We start from the raw sequence: 22,688 nt of genomic DNA on the forward strand, positions 1-22,688 counted from the left end.
TACCCCCGTCGCGTGTCAGCAGACAGAAGTCTTGGCGCACCTGGGTTTGGGGCTGCATACAGATTGTCAGCGATTGCACTTTGAGAGTGCGTACACTTCTTGCTGTGAATGGGGTCAGCAGTGCTGGCTTAGGTTTCATGAAAAAGCAGCTTTCTACAAAAACGGTTAGTTTTCGGATCGATGGTCAGTTAGCGGCAAAACTCAATCGACAAGCCCTAGATCAACGATTGAGTCTCCATGAGTATATCCGTGAACTTTTCCTGGATGCTCTGAGTCAACAGCCATTACGGGATGAGGTGATTGAGTTGCACAGTGAGTTGAAAAACATCAGTGCAGAAATCGATGACCTACGGCATGACCTGTCTGTCATCTTGCAAAAGTTCCTGATGGAGCTAGCGGATATGGACGAGGACGAGGCACGAAGCTGGATGATCAGCAGATTGTCTTCTCAGGGGTTTCAGGTGGCAGATGAGGATAACGCTCTGGATTAGGGCATGAGCGGATAGTGGTAGCTACCGCGTCAGTTGGAATAAAGTTACCCACGCTTGAGCTGGGGTGAAGGGCAAAAGGACGACCCGGAACCACAGCGAAGGGGTGGATAACTTGCGAAGTTGGTCATGGGTTTTGCATAGGGGCTGAATGCCGCCTGTGTAAAACCTGTGAGCAAGTGAGCGCAATTTCCCTAGCAGTTCTGAAAGCACCAGGGAATTATGCCGCTGGGAACAATTCCATGCCGGGTGCCTTGTTCCAGGTGAATGTTAAGAATTTTCATAATGTACCTGTCATTCCCCTATCCCTGCTTCGCAGGCTACGAGGAATGACAGGTTCGATATCGAGAAGCCAGAAAAAATATTGACAGAAGAAAATCCTTATCCAAACTCCTAAACAAATAACGTGACTCAGGAGGAGGATGTCGTCACTGAACAGCCATAGAGAAGAGGACGAGTTTGAGCAGCTCTCCTTGGACATACAGCTAGAGGCTGCGCCCTCTGAGCAAAATTGGTCAGGTCATTGCTATGAATCCCCTCTTGCCCAACATTCATTTGGGGTGTCACTGAATGATCTACCACCAGGGGAACGACCTCGCGATCGCCTCGTCGATGTTGGTGCCTCAGCATTATCTACGGCTGAATTACTCTCGATCGTGGTTGGCACAGGGCAACGGGTTGGAAAATTTTCGGCCTTAGCTCTGGGACAACACCTTCTCCAAATTCTAGGAGCTGACGGCATCGATCCTTTAAGACGGTTGCGAGGGATTACCGTCGAGGAACTTACTACGGTGCTGGGGATTGGGCCAGCGAAGGCTGCGACCCTGGTAGCAGCGATCGAACTGGGGAAGCGGGTATTTTTGCCTAAGCCAGAGAAACGGGTTGTGATTGATGATCCAGGGGTGGCTGTCGAGGCACTGTCCCAAGACCTGATGTGGCGAAGCCAGGAGTGCTTTGCGCTTGTTCTGCTGGACGTTAAGCACCGACTGCTGGGCACCCAAGTGGTGACAATTGGTACTGCAACAGAGACACTTGCCCATCCAAGGGAGGTGTTTCGAGCGGCGATTCATCGAGGGGCAACCCGAATCATTGTGGCTCACAACCATCCAAGCGGTGCGGTTGAACCTAGCCCTGAAGATTTAGCCTTGACGAAACAACTACTTCAGGCAGCATCAGTGTTGGGGATTCCGGTGCTAGATCATTTAATCTTGGGTAATGGGCAGTATTGCAGTCTGCGACAAACGACGAACCTGTGGCAGGAGAATCCTCAGGAGTAGAAGCTACCAAAGCTCAATGAATTTTATTTCATCAAGAGTAGAGTTAGGAAATAAGGTGTTTCCGAATATAATCAGCGCATTGCCTTACTATTTTCTTCTTACAGGAAAAGAACAATGCGATCGCTGGCTTGGCACTATAAACTGCTTATTTGTATCTTATACGACATTTTTGATTTCACGTTTGGGCGTGCATTATTTGTTCTGCCTTTTTCTGGTGAAATTGTAGGCTGTGTCTTTGCTCATTTCTTGTTTGGAGCAGATGGTTTCTTGTATGGATTGGAAGCGATTGATCCAACTGAGCAAATAGATGGCTTTATTCCAACTGCAACTTTCATAGCTATGAAGAATAAACCGATATAGTCAAGTTCTTCTTGAGAAGCAACTTTCTTCACAGTTTGTCACTATTAAATCTCTACACTGCTAAGTTGAGCATCCTTCAGGAACATGGGGTGTAGCTTCGTGCTCCTGAAGGATGTTTTTGTTGCCTGAAAAAGCTTCTACAAAAGGGTTAGGTTACTGAGAGGGATTAGGTTATGGCAGATGAGCAACGAATGCAGGCTTATGGGGCGTTGATTGAGCAACTGCTAAATTGTCCTCAGGGTGAGGAAACTAACATTTTGCAAAGTTACCCAGACCTGTTTGATGCTGGATTACTAGCGGTGATGGAGCAGGTCGCGGTGTCTTTGGAGGAGAAAGGGAATGGTAATGCCCAGTGGTTGCGAGGATTTGCAACACGATTGGCAGAGGCAATAGGTTTAGAGACATCTACACAGCAAGATCGAGAAGTTGCTCGCCAGTTTTTGCGGGAAACGCTGCAATTGGTTTCGGAGAAACGTGGTGATTCGCAACAGATCTACTCGATATGGTCGCAACAGCAAGAGAGATTTAATGAAGAATTGCTTGCTGTATTACCTGGTGTTGCGACCCAGCTATTACAAGCAAATCCAGAATCGCTGATCTTTGTCTCAGCAGTCTTCGGGTTGTTTGGGAACCTGATTCAAAATTTTCCCTTGGGAACACGCTGGCTTAACTTGGAGTTGAGCATTGCTGCCTGTGAGGAATCCTTGCAGATGATGACGCGAGAGACCATGCCTGATCTGTGGGCAGAGTCGATGAATAATTTAGCAATCGCTTACTATTCCCGCATTCGAGGCGATCACTCTCAAAACATTGAAGATGCTATCGTTGCTTATCAACAAGTGTTACAAGTGTGGACACGCGAAACTGTCCCTGTTGAGTGGGCAACATTAATGATGAATCTGGCTGTCGCTTACTCTAATCGTATTCAAGGCGATCGGGCAGAAAATCTTGAACAAGCGATTGTTGGTTACAAACTAGCACTGCAAGTCAGAACCCGCGAAGCGTTCCCACAAGATTGGGGAGCCACGCAGTACAATTTGGGAAGTGCTTATTTTAAGCGTGTTCGAGGCGATCGCGTTGACAATCTTGAACAGGCGATTAAAGCCTATAAATTAGCACTCCAAGTTTATACCTACGAAGCGTTCCCAAAAGATTGGGCAGACACCCAATACAACTTGGGAATTACTTACTCCAAACGAATTCGAGGTGATCGTGCAGAGAATCTTGAACAGGAAATCAGCGCTTACGAACTAGCACTGCAAGTTAGAACCCGCGAAGCATTCCCAGAAGATTGGGCAAGGACACAGAATAACCTAGCAATTGCCTACTCTAATCGCATTCGAGGTGATCGCGCTAACAACCTGGAACAGGCTATTAAAACTTACGAACTAGCACTGCAAGTCAGAACCCGCGAAGCATTCCCACAAGATTGGGCAAGGACGCAAAATAATCTAGCAACCGCCTACTCTGAACGCATTCGGGGCGATCGGGCAGAGAATATTGAACAGGCGATTAAAGCCTACAAACGGGCACTTCAAGTCTATACCCGTGAGATGTTCCCAGAAGATTGGGCAATGACACAGAGTAATCTAGCAGTCGCTTACAAAGAACGAATTCGGGGAGATCGCGCTAGCAACCTGGAACAGGCGATCAAAACCTGCGAACTGGCACTGCAAGTCAGAACCCGCGAAGCGTTCCCAGAAGATTGGGCAGCGACACAGGATAACCTAGCAATCGCCTACTCTAATCGCATCCGAGGCGATCGGGCAGAAAATCTCGAACAGGCAATCAAATTCTATGAACTAGCACTACAAGTCAGAACCCGCGAAGCGTTCCCAGAAGATTGGGCAATAACGCAAAATAATCTAGCAACCGCCTACTCTAAACGCATTCGGGGCGATCAGACAGAGAATATTGAACAGGCAATTAAATTCTATGAATTAGCACTACAAGTCAGAACCCGCGAAGCATTCCCACAGGACTGGGCAATCACGCAATATAACCTAGCAAATGCCTACTCTGATCGCATCCGGGGTGATCGGGCAGAGAATCTCGAACAGGCAATCAAATTCTATGAATTAGCACTACAAGTCTATACCCGAGAAGCATTCCCACAAGATTGGGCAAAGACACAGAATAGCCTAGCAAATGCCTACTCTAATCGCATTCGAGGTGATCGGGCAGAAAATCTTGAACAGGCGATCAAAATCCATGAATTAGCACTACAAGTTAGAACCCGCAAAGCATTTCCACAAGATTGGGCGATGACTCAAAATAATCTAGGGATTGCTTACTCTCAGCGGATTCGTGGCAATAGAGCACAAAATATCGAGAAGGCAATCACTGCTTATGAACTTGCCTTGCAGGTGAGCACTCGTGAGTCCATGCCCGAAGAGTGGGCAATGACCCAACACAATCTGGCTACTATCTACCCTGATCGGATACAGGGTGACCGAGCACAAAATATTGAAGATGCAATCGCTGCCTGTGAGCGTGCCTTGCAGGTGAGCACTCGTGAGTCCATGCCCAAAGAGTGGGCGCTATCGATGCAGAGTTTAGCCAATGCATACTGGCAGAGAATTCGGGGAGACCGAGCACAAAATATTGAAGATGCCATTGCTGCCTATGAGCAAGCCTTGCAGGTGAGAACCCGTGACGATTTCCCCGAAGACTGGGCGATGACGCAAAGTAACTTGGCAGTTGCCTATAAAGATCGAATACAAGGAGAACACGTTGATAATGTTCAGCGGGCAATTGCTGCCTATGAAAAAGCACTGGAAATTTATACCCCACAGGACTTTCCTAAGGACTGTCAGCGAACAGCGGTTGGTCTGGGCAACTTACTCTTTAAAGAGCAAGCCTGGTTCAAAGCTGCCAAAGCCTTCACTCGCGCGCTGCGCGCTGGAGAACTTCTTTACCAAAACTGTATTCTCTTGGAGAGTAAGACAGCCGAACTTGCTAAGACAGGTAGCCTTCCCCATTTCGCTGCCTCTGCACTCGCACGCTGCGGACATCTAAAAGCTGCAACTTTAATTTTAGAAAGGGGGCGTGCTCGAGAACTCAGCAACATCCTGGAAAGGGATAGAGCCAATCTAGAAGGGCTTAAACAACTCAATTCTGCTCTCTATCATTACTACAGAGACCTTACTACTCAGATTCGCAACCTGGAAGCCCAGCAAAGGGAACATGTTACCAATGGCGCTACGGTTGAAGAGAACCGCCACCTTCGCCAAAGCCTTACCCCTGAAGCCCACAGCGTCAATGCTCGTCAGTTATACGAGAACCTAAATGTTGCTATCCAGCAAATTCGTCAAATTAAGGGTTATGATGACTTTCTTAAACCAACTAATTTTGCTGATATTTGCGCTGCTGCCCAATCCGATTGTCCGCTGGTTTATATAACATCAACCGGAGCTGGAAGTTTCGCGCTGATTGTAACTCCAAAGAAGGTTTTTGATTTATGGTTGGATGAACGTACTTGGGATGTTGTTAGAGAAATCTTTGTCACCGGGCTTACAATTTATGGGGAATATAAGCTTGGTCAAATTGATCAACCAACATGGCTAAAACGGATTGATCAAGATACCCATCAACTCTGGCAGCTTCTGATGGAGCCTCTAATTCGTAATCTTAAAGCCCAGAACTTCAGTCAAGCCATTCTCATTCCTGCCGGGCTCTTGAGCTTTGTACCACTTCATGCGGCTTGGACAGACGATCCGGCAACCCCTACAGGTCGCCGCTACGCTTTCGATGAGATTCACCTCACCTACACCCCCAATGCTAAATCTCTCACCACTGCCCAAGCTATTGCCCAGCAGACTCCGTCCTACTACATCCTCGCCATCGACAATCCCCGCCAAGATCTGCCCAACTCCAGCCGAGAAGTGGTTGCCGCAATTGCTAGCTTCCCCCAACCACAGGTCTTACAGCATGACCAAGCCACAGTGGAAGCCATCCTTACAGCCCTGCCCCAATGCCACGTCCTGCACCTCTCTTGCCACGGTACTGCCAACTTGAATGAACCCCTGACCAGTGGCTTGCTGATGAGCGATGGACTGCTCACCCTGCGGGATTTACTGAATCTGAAACTGTCTGGGGATGAAGGCAGCGGCATCCGTCTTGCTATCCTCTCTGCCTGTGAAACTGGACTCTCTGGCATTAAGAACGCTGACGAGGCTATTAGCCTTCCTACAGGACTACTCCAAGCCGGAGTCGCAGGTGTCGTTGCCTCCCTCTGGGCTGTAGAAGATCGCAGTACTATGCTCCTCCTCAGCAAATTTTACGAACTGTGGCGCACCAAAGACCAAGAACCCTCAAAAGCTCTGCGCCACGCCCAAATCTGGCTACGAGATAGCACCGAAGCTGAGATTGCGCCTCTTCTGGGAAAGCGTCCCCGTAACCCAGCCAACCGCCCCTTCTCCCATCCCTATTACTGGGCTGCCTTCAGCTACACTGGCGTTTAGCCATTCCACTTGCCGATTCTTAATTCATCCTTATGTTTTTCGACAATGACCAGATACTAGCTGCTAGCCGTACGATTCGTCCCTTATTGCCCAAGCTAATCCCAGCCTTGGCTGACCAAATCGATCTCCAACTGTCCCAACTCCTTAACCAAACCGATCTGGACGAAACTACCCAGGTTAATCGCCTGCTAGAAATTTTGGATGCCCACCCCGAAACCAAAAGCTGGCTCGATCAATTCCTAGAGATTCCTGCTGGCGAACGAGGATACTCCAGACCTCCCGGCGACTCCCCACTTGCTGCTGCCACCCCCTACATCTGCCCTATCGGCAACGACTACACCTGGTATCGAGAAGCTAACGAAGACATTCCTCTCTGTCCCGACCATCTCGTTCCTCTGGTTCCCGCTCCAGCGTAGGATGGTTCCATGACAGCAAAAGTTATGGAAAGCTTCGGTAGCAAACTTGCCGAGCAGTGGGTTGCCACACTCCTCACCCCAGCCTTCATCTTTTGGCTAGGTGGTTTTCTCACAGCCATTCAACGACTGGGCTTGAACACGCTAGTGACACAATACACGGCGTACCCCGAACCGCTCCAGATTGCCATTTTGGTCGGTGCTCTGTGCATTGTTGCCGCCTCTGCCTTTGTCGTACAACGCTTTGATACCCCCATCATCAGGTTCTTAGAGGGCTACTGGCACCCGTGGCTTCAACCTGTTCGCCAAGTCCGCATTGCCCATTATCATCAACACAAACAAGTTCTCATCCAACAGAGTCAAACCCTGAGAACCCTCGAAGCTCGACAAAAAGCAAGATTTCAAGCCCTCAAAACCATCATCGAAACCCAAGGAGCTACCAGCCTCAACTCAACTGAGCGGGATGAGTATCGCCAACTCAACGAACGTCTCCTCACCCCTACCCAGCAAGAAACCCTGACACGAGTTCGCCTCGCTCTCCACAATTTACCCGCCAACCCTGACTTGATGCCCACCCGCATGGGCAATATCCTGCGTACCGCCGAACGCAGACCTCTTGAAAAATACGGACTGGATGCAATTATTTGCTGGTCACGCCTCTGGCTGCTCTTGCCTGAAGCCGCTAAAAAAGACCTCCAAGATGCCCGTGCCGACCTGAACAACGCCGCTCGCCTGTGGCTTTGGAGCATCCTGTTTTTGATCTGGGCAGCTTTAGGAGCCTGGTGGGCTGTTCCTCTGGGTATTCTGTCTGCCCTATTTTCCTACTACACCTGGGCGATCGCCGCTGCCACCACCTACGGCGATCTGATTGAAGCCAGCTTCGACCTCCACCGCCAACTTCTCTACCAAGCCCTCGGTTGGAAGAAACCGGATGATCCCAAGGAAGAACGTCGCGTGGGACAGCAACTTACTGACTACCTATGGCGCGGATTTTGAAGGAGCGATCGCCCCTTGCAATGTACTAGATTAGTTGCCATAGAACTAAAGCTTGATTTTTCCCGTTAAGAAGGAAATTTTTGGGGTAGAAGCGGGGAAATTGGTTTTGAAGGTTGGAGCAGTATTACAGTCTGTGATAGACCACGGATTTTGGCGGGAGAACCTTCAGAAGTAGCCCCCACTAGAAGAAAGCTCAGTTTGTTCAACGTAGTTCGATATTTCGTGACGTGACAGGGTTACTAGTGCCAAGATATTGGGAATACTGATCAGTGGGATATTAGGTTCATTTCTCTGGGATAGCGTATTTTGTAAAGGGGCTTACTTGTGGGTTTAGAAGCGGATGGCTATATAACGATACTGTTTTTATCAGCCAATCCATTTGATGATGAGACCCCGCCTCTTCGGGTTGATAAAGAATTTCGAGAAATTCAGGAGCAACTTCAGAGGTCAAAGCACCGTGATAAGTTCCGCTTGGAAATCAGACCAGCAGCTCGTCCTAGAGATATCTCCCAGGCAATTTTAGATGTTGAACCGAATATCGTCCATTTCTCTGGTCATGGGTATGAAACCGGAGAGTTATGCTTTGAGAGCTTGACCGGAGAGCCACAGCCAGTTACCCCTCAAGCGTTATCTAGTCTCTTCAAACTTTGTGCTGATCAGGTGACCTGTGTCTTGCTGAATGCTTGTTACTCAGAGACCCAGGCAGAAGCGATCGCCCAGCATATCCCCTTTGTCATTGGGATGAACGATTCCGTTGGGGATGATACGGCCATTACCTTTTCCACGGGATTTTATAAAGCACTGGGGGCGGGTAAACCCGTAGATAGTGCTTTTAAGTGGGCTTGTGCAGAGATTGAACTAGAAGGCATCCCAGAAGAAGATATTCCCGTATTGCACCCACAGCGATCGCTCCATGAAACGACCAAGTGGGTGCTTTCCATTGAAGGGACTGTTGACGACATCAATAAATCTTTTGTAGATAAGGCGTTAGCTGAATTGCAGCAAAAGATGGGGGATTTGTCATACAAATTCACAAAGGCAGTTCCGGGTAGCATCAACCTTCTCTTTGAAGGTGACTGGAAAGCGTATGAACATCTCCGATTCCTCATTGAAACAAAGCAGCTAAAAACACTTGCGGGTTTTCCCGTACTGGAGGTCAGGGAAACATCCAACCGTTCTCGGAACCTTCCAGTTGCTAAAGATATTGAGGTGAGGAAGCGGCTTGACTTTGCTGCATCGCCTGAAGTCGTTTGGGCGATCGCCGAAGGAGAGCGGTTAGCCTATGGTCATTTAGCCAATCCTACGTTCGCTATTGAAACGTCCCTGATTGACCCGTTACCTCATCAGCGGATTGCTGTTTATCGATATTTGTTGAAGGAGCCACGGCTTCGGTTTCTCCTGGCAGATGACGCGGGGGCTGGAAAAACGATCATGACGGGGCTTTATATCCGCGAGATGTTGAGCCGTCGCCTGATTCGTCGGGTTCTGATTGCGCCCCCTGCCGGACTGGTCGGAAACTGGCGACGGGAGATGCGATCGCTCTTTAATTTGCCCTTCCGAATCGTCGGAGGTGGGGGAGCAAAGTCAAGTAATCCTTTTGTCGGGCCAGACAGCGATCTCGTGATTGTCAGTGTGGATACGCTGGCTGGAGATCGGATGTTTGCTCGGTTGCAGGAAGAAGCGGTTGAGCCGTATGACCTGGTTATCTTCGATGAAGCCCACAAGCTTTCTGCCGATCGCGAACCTGATTTGACCATTCGCAAGACCAACCGTTACCAGTTAGCTGAAGCATTAGCTGGAGCTAACAAAGACACCCAGGACGATCGCTGGTACTTACCCTGGAGTTGTCGTCACCTGCTTCTGTTAACAGCCACACCCCATATGGGGAAGGATTACCCCTACTACTTCCTCTGGCGATTACTGCAACCGGATGTTCTATCAACCTATGAGGCATTTGCGGCATACCCGGCTGAGGCCCGCAGCCATCACTTCATCCGACGCACCAAGGAGGAGATGGTTAAGTTCGATGGGACGAAGCTTTATCCCATGCGGGTGTCAGCAACTCTCAGCTACGATTTGAGCCAAGGCGAAGTAAGTGAGCAGACGCTCTACGATGATACGACTCACTACATCGACTACTTTTACAATCGGGCACGAATCCTAAATCGCTCGGCGGCTCGCTTGGCAATGAGCATCTTTCAACGGCGTTTAGCCAGCTCCACCTATGCGCTGATGCGATCGTTTGAACGACGGCTGAGAAAGCTAGAAGACTTGATTCAGAAGATTGAGTCAGGTGAGATTTCCGAAGATATCGCAGCACAACAGGCCAAATTAGATAAAAAAGCCCGTGATGTTCTTGATGAAACTACCGCAGACGAAGAGCATGTCGTCGGAGAAGAGGAGGAACACGACCAGGCTGAGAATGAAGCTCTGGGTGGATTTGCAGCAAGTTCATTAGATGAACTGAAGACTGAGCGTTTCCGGGTTGAAGAACTGCTTCACTTGGCACGAGCTGTCTATGAAAAAGGTGAGGAGTCCAAATTTGAGAAGTTGCGGGAAGTGCTCTACGACCCGAAGTACAAGGACGAGAAAATCATCATCTTTACAGAGCATCGGGATACGCTTGACTTCTTAGTTTCTCGCCTCGAAGGGTTAGGATTTACGGGGAGGATCGCTCAGATTTACGGTGGAATGCCTTACACGGAGCGAGAAGCCCAGGTTGAATTCTTTCGTAAGTCCCCTGAACAGGGTGGGGCGACGTATCTGGTGGCAACGGATGCAGCAGGTGAAGGAATTAACCTGCAATTTTGCTGGTTGATGATTAACTACGATATTCCGTGGAACCCAGCTCGATTAGAGCAGCGCATGGGGCGGATTCATCGGTACAAGCAACAACGTGATCCGGTCATTATCCTGAATATTGTGGCCGGGAAGACACGGGAAGGTAAGGTGCTCAAGACCTTGCTCGACAAGCTGGAGCTAATTCGGAAGCAACTCCAGGCTGATAAAGTCTTTGATGTAATCGGTCGGGTGTTTGAGGGAATCTCGATTAAGCAATATATCGAACGAGCCTCCCAATCTGATGAAGCCTCAGAGGAAGTGAGTCGAGAGATTGAAGGACGGCTAACACCACAGCAGGTAGAAGCACTACAGGCCCAGGAGCGCAAGCTGTACGAAACAGGTGGGGATGTGAAGGCTCTCCTGCCTGAGCTTCGGGCTGAGATGGAGAACGAAGAGCTAAGGCGACTTCTACCCGGATTTGTGAGACGGTTTATCCAGCGAGTGGCTCCACTTTTAGGACTAGAGATCAAAGGCAACCTGGATGAGGTTTTCTCACTAGAGCCGTCAAATCCAAATGCGATCAATCCACTCTGGCCTATCTTTGAGATTTACCCAGAGGAAGCTCGAAATCGCCTGACAGTTCATAAGCCAGCCAGTAAGGATGACGCGATATTCCTGCATCCTGGAGAACCTGTTTTTGATTACCTTTGGGGCTTAATTGATGCTCAATTTGAGGCAGAGGCTAGCAGAGGGGCCGTATTTATTGATCCAACGACGACGGAACCGTACATGTTCCATTTAGCGTTGGTAACAATCACCCGTAAAGCGGATCCTCAGAATCCCCATTTACGCCGAGATGAAATCATTGAGCAGCGGCTTGTAGGCTTAAAACAATTTGAATCGGATGCTGTAGAGGAGCGTCCGGCTGGGTATTTATCGCTGTTGAAAGGAGGGGAAGGAATTCCACCGCAAGCAATTCCTTTGGTTGCTAAATCCCAGTCCTTGCTGCAACTGGCAAATGCGTATGCTGTTCAGCAGATAGGGGAAAGCTTGGTTCAGGCACACCGACAAAAATTAGAATCAACGCTGGCAGATCGCGAGAAGTTTTTGAAGCAAGGCTTTGGCTATCAAGAAGCTGAACTGGCTCAGGCGCGACGCAAGCAGAAGGAAAAAGCTCGTTCAGGCAATACGGGTGCTAAAAGCGAACTGACCAAGATTAAGCACCGCCAGGAGCATTTGAAAGAAGAGCGCGACATTGCCTTAGCAGCCTTGCGAAATGAGCCTGGGTTAATTGTTTTGGAGAAAGTTGAGTTTGTTACCCATACGCTGGTGGTGCCGACCAGTGATCCAGAGGAGCTGAAACGCTTTGATAAGCAGGTTGAGCTAGTAGCCATGCGAGTGGCGATCGCTCATGAAGAAGCTCAGGGGGCACGAGTGCGGGATGTGTCAACAGCTAATCTTGCTCGTGCGGCTGGATTAGCAGATTATCCTGGGTTTGATTTGTTGTCAGAGTATCCCGATGGTGAGCGCCGAGCCATCGAGGTGAAAGGTCGGGCTTGGATTGGGGATGTAGAGCTAACGGAAAATGAATGGGTTGCAGCCTGTAATCAGCGCGATCGCTACTGGCTTTATGTGGTGTATGACTGTGCGAGTTCCTATCCTCGGTTAATGCGGGTGAACGATCCCTTTATGAAACTCGTGGTTCGCAGTAAAACAAGTGTGGTTGTTGATGAAAAGGAGATCTTCCAAGCTGCTGAAGCGGAAGGATAGGAGCACATGACTGATACCCCCCGGCTGATTGAAGTTGCTTTCCCCCTCAAACAGACATCGATCGACTCGGTGCATGAGAAGAATGTGCGGCATGGTCATATTTCGACCCTACATATTTGGCCTGCACGACGACCGTTGGCGGCTTGCCGTGCTGCGTTGATTGCGACGTTACTCCCTGATCCTGGCAATAAGGCAGAGCGAGATGAGATTTATCGCCGCATGGCGGGTCGAGTGGTGGAGAAGGTCAAGACCAAGAAGAAGGGCGGAAAGGTCATCGAGGAGATTAAGGAGGAAACTGAGGGAGGCATTCTCCACTGGGGCCGGGAGTCGGGTGAGGATCTGGACTGGTTCCGCCAGAAGATTCGAGAAGCCTATGGGGGCAGAGCGCCGAAGGTGCTTGATCCGTTTGCAGGTGGAGGCGCGATTCCGCTGGAGGCAATGCGGTTGGGCTGTGAGGCAACAGCGATCGACATCAACCCAGTGGCATGGTTCATTCTGAAATGTACGCTTGAGTATCCTCAAAAGTTAGCGGGGCAGACGGAACCTCTACCCGATTTTGTGGTTAAGGATAAGGACTTCATGGAGTCCTTTTTTAAGGCGCAGGGTTACAAAGGAAAGGCGTTAGAGAAGCAGCTAGAAAAGCTGGGCTTTACGGATGACAGTACGGACCAGCAAATTGATTTGATCGAGGCAGAGACTGCAAAACTAGAAGCAAATCTGGCTTGGCATGTACGGGCTTGGGGTTGGTGGGTGTTGCAGCAGGCAAAGGCTGAGTTGGAGCCGTTTTATCCAGTAGTTGATGAAAAGCCGACGGTGGCTTACCTATGGGCACGGACTGTGAAGTGTAAGAACTGTCGGGCAACAATCCCGCTCTTAAAAACGAGGTGGCTTTGTAAAAAAGACGACAAGCGAGTGCTTCTTACGATGGAGCCAAATGAAGATAGGACGGGGGTGGTTTTCGGCATTCAGCAGAATGTGCCCAAGAAGGGGAGTGGGGCAACGCTGAGGGCAAATGATAAGAAGTTGGGTGCTGGAACAATGTCTAGGTCGGGTACGGCCTGTCCTTGCTGTGGGGCAATTATGACAATGGAGGATCTGCGAATCGAAGGTCAAGCTCAGAGGCTTGGTTTGAGGATGACATCTGTAGTCATAAGTGAAGAAAAAGGAAAAGACTACAGGCTACCAACTGATTCAGAAATTCAAGTTGCTGTTAGTGCTGAGAGAGAGTTAAAGTCCGTTTTTTCAGAAATTCCTTTTGGAATTCCAAATGAACCCCTTCCTGGTAAAGAAGCTCTTGGATTTCGTGTGCCCTTATATGGCTTTGATGAATGGTGCAAGCTATTTACCTCAAGGCAGCTTCTCGCATTAGGCACTTTCGTGAAGTTAGTTCGGTTTTCCTCTGAATCAATGCGAGCCTATCATTATGACTCTAAGTGGATAGAAGCTGTCCATAGTTTGCTTGCTCTGGCTGTAGATAAACTTTCAGATCGCTGTAGTTCATTATGTCAACCCGATCCTACACCTACACAAAGCGGAGTTATTCATGTATTTCATCGATTCGCTTTGCCCATGAATTGGGACTTTATTGAGGGAGTAACAATAGAATCGTTCAGTGGAGGTTTCTTAGGAGCAGTTGAATGGATAGCTAAGGTTATGGATCAATCTAGCGCCTTTAAAGAGTGCCCTGAGCCTAAGGTGATCGCTTCGAGTGCTATAAATTCTAATCAAAAAAAGTTCGACCTAGTGATTACCGATCCTCCATATTATGACGCAATAGCCTACTCAGACTTGATGGATTTTTTTTATGTATGGTTACGCCGAAGTTTATATGGAATTTCTCCAGAAATTGATAAAGCATTTCACGGAAAACTAGCCCCAAAATGGAATCACGAGCAAGAAGATGGTGAATTAATTGATGATTCAAGTAGGTTTGATGGGGACAAGACAAAATCGAAAGCTGTTTATGAAGACGGCATGTTCCGAGTCTTTCAGTCTTGCTTTCATTCACTTGAGAGTCATGGCAGGCTAGTCATAGTCTTTGCTCACAAACACCCTGATGCCTGGGAAACCCTTGTTTCAGCTATCATTCGTGCTGGTTTTGTCGTAGATGGAAGCTGGCCCATTCAAACTGAGATGGGCAATCGAACCCGTGCGCTTTCCTCTGCTGCGCTTTCATCTTCTGTCTGGTTAGTCTGCAAAAAACGCCCTATAACCACTCGTCCAGGTTGGGACAATCGCGTTCTAGACGAAATGCGAGAGAAAATTAGCGACAGACTGAGAGACTTCTGGGATGCAGGCATACGTGGCCCTGACTTTGTTTGGGCAGCAACTGGTCCCGCAATGGAAGCCTACAGCAAATATCCTGCCGTCAAGAAGGCAAATGAACCCGGTCAACTCATGCCCGTGAGCGAATTCCTCAGCCAAGTGCGGCGGCTAGTACTGGAATTTGTTGTGGGTCGTGTTCTGTCGATGGAAGGCAGAACCGAAGAAGTCAGTAACCTCGATGACATCACCACTTACTACCTGCTGCATCGTCATGACTTTGGTATGGACGACGCACCAATCGGAGCCTGTATCCTCTATGCCATTTCCTGTGGGCTTTCTGATACGGCATTAGCTGATCAGTACGATATTCTGGCTCGCACTAAAGGGAAGAGCACTGACGATGATGACGATGATGACGAAGACACCGCAGCCGAAGATTCCGCCGATGAAGTTGAAGAAAGTTCTGGCAGTAAGGTCAAACTCAAAACTTGGATGCAGCGGAAACGGAAGAACATGGGCTACGAAGCCCCTGGTGGTCGTTCCGTTCCGTTGATCGATCAAATTCACCGACTGATGCACCTCTGGAAAGCAGGAGATGTGATCAAAGTGGATGAGTATTTGGACGATCATGCCTTGCGTAACAACGCTTTGTTCCAGCAAGTGCTTCAGTCTTTGATTGAGCTGTCTTCTGCTGGCAGCGATGAACGGGCGCTGTTGGAAAGCATCAGTAACCACATTGGGGTACGAGGCAAGGATACGGGGTATCGGCAGACAGAATTAGGGTTTGCGGTAGAAGCGAATTCGGCACTATAGCAAGGTTAAAAGGGGATTAGCGCAATGAGTAAACTGGGTTGGAAGCCGTGGCCGGAAGTTGTCCCGATTCGAGATGACCTGAAATCGGGGGAACTAACTCTGAGCATGTTTGCCGCTGATCTCTATGATGTGGCGATGCAGAAGGGCAGACGACCGATTTACGAAGATCCCGTTGAATTCTTTGCTCTGACCTATGCCACCTATAACCAGCGAGAGTTAGCTAAAGAGGTGATCCATCGTCTGGGAGGCTGGAACGACAAGGCTGTGCGGCAGCTTGCCCTCACTTATGGGGGCGGTAAAACGCATACCCTGATTACGCTCTACCACCTGGTCAATGATCCCTCTACCTTACCGGATTTACCCGCCGTTCGAGAATTCAAAGAACATGTCGGTATCGCTTTGCCCAAGTCCAGAGTCGTGACCCTTCCCTTCGATAAGCTGGATGTCGAAAAAGGGATGGAAGTTCGGAGTCCGTTGGGTGAGTACCGATGGCTGAAACACCCGTGGAGCGTAATCGCCTATCAGATTGCTGGAAATATTGGCTTAAGACTACTGAACGCAAATGATCAGCCAGAAGAACGGGAAACGCCGCCTGCTGAGAATCTGCTGATTGATCTACTCAGCATTCCCCATGCTGAAGATCTCGCTGTGCTGATTCTGATTGACGAAGTTCTGATGTACGCCCGTGAGAAAGTTGGGTTAGATCCCATATGGCGAGAGCGCCTGGTGGATTTCTTCCAATACCTAACTCAGGCAGTCACAAAAGTTGATCACTGTGCAATGGTGGCATCCCTCTTAGCAACCGACCCTAAAAAGAGCGATACCCTTGGCAAAGAAATCACCCAGGAGCTTTACTCCATCTTTGGTCGCCAGGAAGAGGAACCAATCCAGCCTGTTGTGAAAGAGGATGTGGCAGAAGTCCTATGCCGTCGCTTCTTCCAAGCAGATGCCATTCGCGATCGCCCAGCGTTTCAATCCCATGTCGTGGCTGCACTTAAGGGCATCACTGAACTGGACGAGCAAACTAAAAAAGAAGGCAAAGCCGCAGAAGAACGCTTCCTTAAGAGCTATCCCTTCCATCCCGATTTAACAGAAGTGCTCTACCAGAAATGGACACAGCTCGAAGCGTTCCAACGTACCCGTGGTGTATTGCGAACCTTTGCTCTGGCACTCCGAAACGCCGCTCATTGGGATACTTCGCCCCTAATCGGAACAAACGTCTTCCTCTCTGCACCAAACGAGGATGGACTTTCTGATGCCTTGTCTGAGTTAGCTAAAGTCGCTACGACCGAAGATTACGAAGGGAAGCGCCAGGAATGGAAGAGCATTCTAGAAGGTGAACTTCAGAAAGCCCAGGAAATTCAAACCCAGACCATCGGGTTAAAAGAGCGCGAGGTGGAACAGGCAGTTGTTGCCACCTTCTTGCATTCCCAACCGATTGGACAAAAGGCATTAACGCGAGAAGTTTTCTTACTGCTAGGGCATACCCGTCCCGATCGCATTGAACTGGAAAAAGCCCTCATTAGTTGGGCAGAGGCTTCCTGGTTCCTTGATGAAGACTTTCTGCAAGATATTGCAGCCCGTGACGCAGGTCAGAAAACCCTGCCAAAACAATGGCGGCTTGGCTCCAAACCTAACCTGAAGCAAATGCACCACGATGCTTGTCGTTATCGGGTCAGCGACGATTACGTCGAGCAGAAGCTATTTACTGAAATAGAAGGACTCAAGAGCTTAACGAGTGGAGCGAGTGGTATTGGAGTTAAACCCCATACGTTACCGAAGAAAACCAAGGATGTGGATGATGATGGCGCATTCCACTACGTGCTCTTAGGCCCAAGTGCAGCATCCCGATCAGGCAGTCCCAGTGCGGAAGCCAAACGCTACATCGATGAACACGCAGGCTCCGATGATCCACGGGTTTATCGCAATGCCGTCATTTGTGCCGTCCCCGATCGCGATGGTCTGGAAGTCGCACGGCAACGTATTCGGGACTATTTGGGATGGGAAGAGGTGAAGTCCCAGTTGCAGAACCAAGATTTGGATACGATTCGGCGCGATCGCCTTGACCTCAACATTAAAGATGCCAAGGCAAAGGTGCCAGAATCCATCCGTCAAGCCTACTGCATTGTTGTGACAGCGTCCGATCGGGATGATGTACAAGCCTTCAAACTAACTGTTGATCCGAGCGAACCGCTCTTTCAGCAAATCAAGAATGACAATCGTTCCCGAATTCAGGAAACCGCGATCACCGCAGATGCACTACTGCCCGAAGGCCCCTACGATCTGTGGCGTGAGGATGAACCGTCGCGTCGGGTTAAGGTGCTAGTGGAGTCCTTTGCCCAGTATCCGCGTCTACCCAAGATGCTGAACAGCAAAGCCGTTCTCGATACATTGGTGGATGGCTGTAAGTCCGGGATATTTGTCCTCCAACTGCTCCGACCTGATGGTTCAACTCGTACTTTCTGGCGAGAACAACCTGAATCAGAAGTTCTGAAAGATGCCGCCCTCGAAGCCGTATTACCAGAGAAGGCAACATTGGGAAATCTGCTCCCAACACTGTTACTAACTGGAGAATTACCCGAATTATGGCAGGGCGACACCTTAACCCTAAAAGCTTTGCGAGAGTACTTCAGCGGATCAACCATTGTTCAGGTTCAGAAAGAGGGTTATGCAGAACCCATGTCGATTCCGAAGGCAGCAGCAGGAGCGATCGACTATGCGGTGCAAAATTTGGTTCAACAGGGGAGACTCTGGCTACTGCATGGCAATACGAGCTTATGGCGGGAGGAGGTTCCTGAAGGAGCATTAGCCGACGATGTAGAGCTGCGATCGCCGCCAACCTTACTGAGCTTTACCGATGTCCTGCCCACCAACTTGGCTGGTGCCTGGAGTAGTGGGGAAGCCACAACGGCGCTGAATATTTTAGAAGCACTATCCGAAAAGGCAGGAGTCCGCTTACCGTGGGCACTCGTGCAGGAAGCACTCAAAGGAGCTTTTAACGCAGGAGTGTTGCAGCGATCGCCCGACTCAGGACAATGGCCCTGTGACCTTGCTGGAGCATCTGCTGTAAAGGTGCAAGTGCCGCAGGGTAAACCTACTGACCCAGTGATAACACCACCCGTTTCTCCCGGATCCCATGAGCAAGCAGGAGCTACTTACAACAATGGGCGTACTCTGGTTACTGAGGCAGAGTTAGAAACCAATGAAATCCAAAACCTGGAGGAGCAACTCGACGATCTCCAAAGAGCTGCAACTGAAAGCGGACTGGAATTAAAATTCAAAGTCCGAATTGAATTGACTGGAGAAGAACGACCGTCAAATGATGCGATCGCAAAACTAAATGAGCTACTGAAGGAGGTTTCCGATAGCTTTGAGCTAAAATAGTACATCCGTATAATTTAAGTGCTATATTCAAAGCTCTTGACGATTGAAATGAGCAGCCTATGGGTTCTTCAAGAGATGGGAACGGAAACTCATTTAATTCTGCTACTCATAGCAGGAAGCTAACGCTTAACTTTGCACCAATCCAGTTTGATGATGCAGAAGTTACTGTTGGCCTTATGCCCTATGAGGGTAAAGAATCGCTTCGGGCTTTACGGCAGAATCACTCTAATACTCATTTGTTCCATCGGTATGGGAATCAGATTTTATCAGTGGCTCTGATCTCCGATGTTGGTGTTCTGGGTGACAAAGTAGAAACAGTCAATCTCTCGAATAATCTTTACCTCACGGCTACTCTCGTTCGTAATGCGCTTATAAACTTTTTGCATCGTCTTAATCGGCGAGTTCTTAAGTTCAGTCCAGTCGAATTCGTCGCAGATCCTCTCAAGGAGAACTTATTAGCGAAAGTCTGCCCGTCTGATATTCAGATCCCTGATTGGATAAGTATTTGCCCTCGTTATATTGCGGCAATTCGCACAGCTCGATTTGATGGTCAGCCGACAACATTAGGACTTGCGCTCAATGTTCGCACAACGAAGTTGATTGAGTTACCGTGCAGTGTGCTGCTTGAGAAGGGCGTTTCTTTGTCTGGCTTGTATGTCAGTGAGCTAATTCGATCAAGTGATTCTCGCATAGCTCCCTATTCCAAACTTCTTGGACAAGTGCAATCGATTGAAGGTGAGCAACTCAAGTTGATTGATGCACGAGAAGGCGTTGAATTAGTCTCAGCACAAGAGGTTTTCTTAGAGCCTCGTCGAGAAGCTTTCAATCGTTGCCTTGAGCATATTTTTGCAGAGCGATCGCCTGATGTAGAAAAAGATTTAGATAATCTGTTAGCTGATTTTCGGAGTGGCCCGTCGCGACTTAGGCGACTTCAGGCTGTAGCAGGTTATTTGTCTGAAAAATCTCTGGAAATGCTGCCTGGAGTAACATTTACTCTTCAACCTTTTCTTTCTGAAAACAAATCTCGGACACTTCCGCCAGTTCAGTTAGCACCTCGTGCGGTTTATGTCTTTGATGACTCTGGTGAAAAGACTGATACCTGGCATGATCGAGGACTGAACGAATACGGCCCCTACACATCACCAACCTTTACACCCTCAACCCCCCGCATCTGCATTATTTGCCAAGGTACGCGAAAAGGAAGAGTAGAGCAGTTTTTGTACAAATTACTCAAGGGAGTAACCGTTCCCCAAATTACAAAGAAGGGCAAGCCGCAACCTTTCGCCAAAGGGCTAATACATAAATACGCTCTTGATGATGTCGAAACTCACTTTTTTCTGGCGACTGATAAGACAGCCGCAGCCTATGATCGAGCAGTAAGAGAAGCTCTTAGGCATCAAAACCGTGAAGGATTTAGATGGAATTTGGCACTCATTCAGATTGATGAGGCGTTTCATAATTTGTACGGTGACAATAATCCCTACCTCACCTCAAAGGCAGCATTCTTAGCTGAACAGATTCCTACACAAGATTTTGAGATTGAGACAATTGATGTCTCTGACTACAATCTCTGTTACATCCTCAACATTATGTCCTTAGCTATTTATGCCAAGCTAGGGGGAATTCCGTGGCTCATTAAGGCAAATCCAACAATAACCCATGAGCTTGTTTTTGGGCTTGGTAGTGCAGTTTTGAGTGAAGGGCGGCTAGGGCAACGAGAGCAAGTGGTAGGTATCACCACGGTATTTTCCGGTGATGGCAACTATATGCTTTCCAATTTATCAAAAGCTGTACCTGTCCTGGAATATAAGGATGCATTGCTTGAGTCTCTACGAGATACTATCGAGAAGGTTAAGGGTGCTATGAATTGGCAGGTAGGAAGCCACATTCGGCTTATCTTTCACGCTTTCAAGCCATTGAAAGATAGTGAAGCAGATGCTGTGAAAGAGTTAATGAAAGAACTCGGTGACTTTGATGTTGAATATGCCTTTATTCATATCGTAAAAGAGCATCCGTTTATCCTGTTTGATGAGTCTGAAAATGGAGTTTTTGATTATGAGACTCGAATATCTGGCAAGGGTAAGTTTGCGCCTAAGAGAGGGATGTTTCTCCGAGTCTCAAAGTCAGAGGTTTTGCTCTCGCTAACTGGAGCACACGAGGTTAAACGTCCTGAAGATGGTATTCCTACTCCAGTTTTACTGCGTCTTCATCGAGAATCAACCTTCGGTGATACAACGTACCTTGCGCGACAAGTATATACATTCTCATGCCATTCATGGCGCAGTTTCTTCCCTTCGCATATGCCAGTAACGATTACCTATTCAGAGCTTATCGCAAGAATGTTAGGGCAACTAGGAACAGTTTCCTTTTGGAATCCAAATGCAATGATTGGACGGGTAGGTGAGACGCGATGGTTCCTGTAGTTTCTTCAAATGAACTGCTTTTAGGAGATGCAAGGAGTGCTCTTTTACGAGAGCTGATGCATCTACCCGGAAAGGGAAATCTTGAGGAAGCTTTCTCCACGTGGCTGCTCGGAGATACTGAAATACCATTTCAGCTCAATGATGCTGCATCTAGTGTAGCAGAGCACATTGGGGGGCAGAGGAGATATCAAGATGTGGCTATTCTCGGTTACGCTGCTGCATCCGATCGGCTACAGGTAGGGCATCAACATACTTTGAAAGAAGGCTTATATTGGATAGTAGGCCGTGAACCTTTATTAGATGGACGACCACAAGGGTTTTGCACAGATATTATTGCTCTTTTAGGATTAGTACTTGGTGCTAGATCGCTAGAAGATGATTCTGTCACAGCTCAATTACGTAGCTGGCTCAATAAGTTTATTGACCATAGCTTTCAATTCCGCTTACAGGATTGGCAAATATGCCTGCTGATTGGAGCCTGTCAGGTTGGAGAAGTCAATGTTCAGAAAATTATTCCCGCTACAAGTGACATTGCTGATGTCAGATTAGCTCTGTGGTCGAAGGGAGTTTTGAAGTATAACTCATTTGATCAAGAACATGATCAGATAGAGACTTTACGACTGATGAAGCATGGTCTAGGAAATGACATAGGCAGTAGCCGCGCGGCACTTCGTCTTACAGCCTTTGAATCGATTCAAGTAACTTCTCCAGCAATTAATGTATTCAAACCGACGGTAGAAGATGTTTCGCAAATTCTTAATCGTGTACCTGCTGCGTTTCGTCGATGGACTTGGGAGGATAAGGCTCGAACGAGAGGGGGGGAGGCTCGGAAGTGGCATATCGACAATGAATACCATGTTCAAAATTTTCTTTATTTTTTGTTATTGCCTGTTTTCCCTGACCTGAAAGACGAAGACTATACTCCCTCTATCGGGCAAATGCATCCACGCGCAGATCTTCTGATACCAAGTTTGTCACTTATTGTAGAAGTGAAGTTTATGAGAGCAGGTGATAAGCCTCAAGATATGATCGAGCAAATCGCCGCTGACTCTAGTCTGTATTTAGTTAATGGTTCTATCTATAAACAAATAATAGCTTTTATTTGGGATAACTCGAATCAGTCACAGGAGCATGATTATATGCGGAATGGACTACGGCAGCTTCCAGGAATTGTTGACGCAATAGTTATGTCGCGCCCCGGAAATTTGAAAGAGCAGTTGTGAAAGAGATTTTACAGAGTTTTCTCATCTCGTTC

At 48.4% G+C, this 22,688-nt stretch carries 11 protein-coding genes; all 11 read left to right on the forward strand.

Translation table 11 applies throughout. The features are described from left to right. Positions 1-137 precede the first annotated feature (137 nt). Positions 138-491 (forward strand): hypothetical protein, encoded by a 354-nt coding sequence (locus ACQ4M4_RS10895; protein WP_430684530.1) that lies wholly within the window; start codon positions 138-140, stop codon positions 489-491. A 419-nt stretch (positions 492-910) separates the two neighbouring features. Further along, complete coding sequence (gene radC, locus ACQ4M4_RS10900) at positions 911-1,765, forward strand: RadC family protein (protein ID WP_430684531.1); 855 nt, start codon at positions 911-913, stop codon at positions 1,763-1,765. A gap of 114 nt (positions 1,766-1,879) precedes the next feature. Next, positions 1,880-2,125: a hypothetical protein gene (locus tag ACQ4M4_RS10905; RefSeq protein WP_430684532.1), complete on the forward strand. Its 246-nt coding sequence runs from the start codon at positions 1,880-1,882 to the stop codon at positions 2,123-2,125. 173 nt (positions 2,126-2,298) lie between these two features. Further along, the gene (locus tag ACQ4M4_RS10910) at positions 2,299-6,588 is read left to right on the forward strand and encodes a CHAT domain-containing protein (protein WP_430684533.1); all 4,290 of its coding nucleotides are present in this window, start codon (positions 2,299-2,301) and stop codon (positions 6,586-6,588) included. Between the two features lie 32 nt (positions 6,589-6,620). Next, complete coding sequence (locus ACQ4M4_RS10915) at positions 6,621-7,004, forward strand: hypothetical protein (RefSeq protein WP_430684534.1); 384 nt, start codon at positions 6,621-6,623, stop codon at positions 7,002-7,004. 9 nt (positions 7,005-7,013) lie between these two features. Beyond that, positions 7,014-7,997: a hypothetical protein gene (locus ACQ4M4_RS10920; RefSeq protein WP_430684535.1), complete on the forward strand. Its 984-nt coding sequence runs from the start codon at positions 7,014-7,016 to the stop codon at positions 7,995-7,997. Positions 7,998-8,321: 324 nt separating this feature from the next. Beyond that, positions 8,322-12,548 (forward strand): helicase-related protein, encoded by a 4,227-nt coding sequence (locus tag ACQ4M4_RS10925; protein WP_430684536.1) that lies wholly within the window; start codon positions 8,322-8,324, stop codon positions 12,546-12,548. A gap of 6 nt (positions 12,549-12,554) precedes the next feature. Then, on the forward strand, positions 12,555-15,626 hold the full coding sequence (locus ACQ4M4_RS10930) for a DUF1156 domain-containing protein (protein WP_430684538.1): 3,072 nt from the start codon (positions 12,555-12,557) through the stop codon (positions 15,624-15,626). Positions 15,627-15,650: 24 nt separating this feature from the next. Continuing rightward, on the forward strand, positions 15,651-19,010 hold the full coding sequence (locus tag ACQ4M4_RS10935) for a DUF499 domain-containing protein (protein WP_430684539.1): 3,360 nt from the start codon (positions 15,651-15,653) through the stop codon (positions 19,008-19,010). 59 nt (positions 19,011-19,069) lie between these two features. Beyond that, complete coding sequence (locus ACQ4M4_RS10940) at positions 19,070-21,433, forward strand: argonaute/piwi family protein (protein WP_430684540.1); 2,364 nt, start codon at positions 19,070-19,072, stop codon at positions 21,431-21,433. Next, positions 21,421-22,656 carry a hypothetical protein gene (locus ACQ4M4_RS10945; RefSeq protein ID WP_430684541.1) on the forward strand — a complete coding sequence of 412 codons (1,236 nt, stop codon included), beginning with the start codon at positions 21,421-21,423 and terminating at the stop codon, positions 22,654-22,656. Before ACQ4M4_RS10940 ends, ACQ4M4_RS10945 begins: the two co-directional genes overlap by 13 nt. The last annotated feature ends 32 nt before the right edge of the window (positions 22,657-22,688 follow it).

Origin of the sequence: Leptolyngbya sp. AN02str (assembly GCF_050565595.1) — a bacterium.
Lineage (GTDB): Bacteria > Cyanobacteriota > Cyanobacteriia > Elainellales > Elainellaceae > Kaiparowitsia.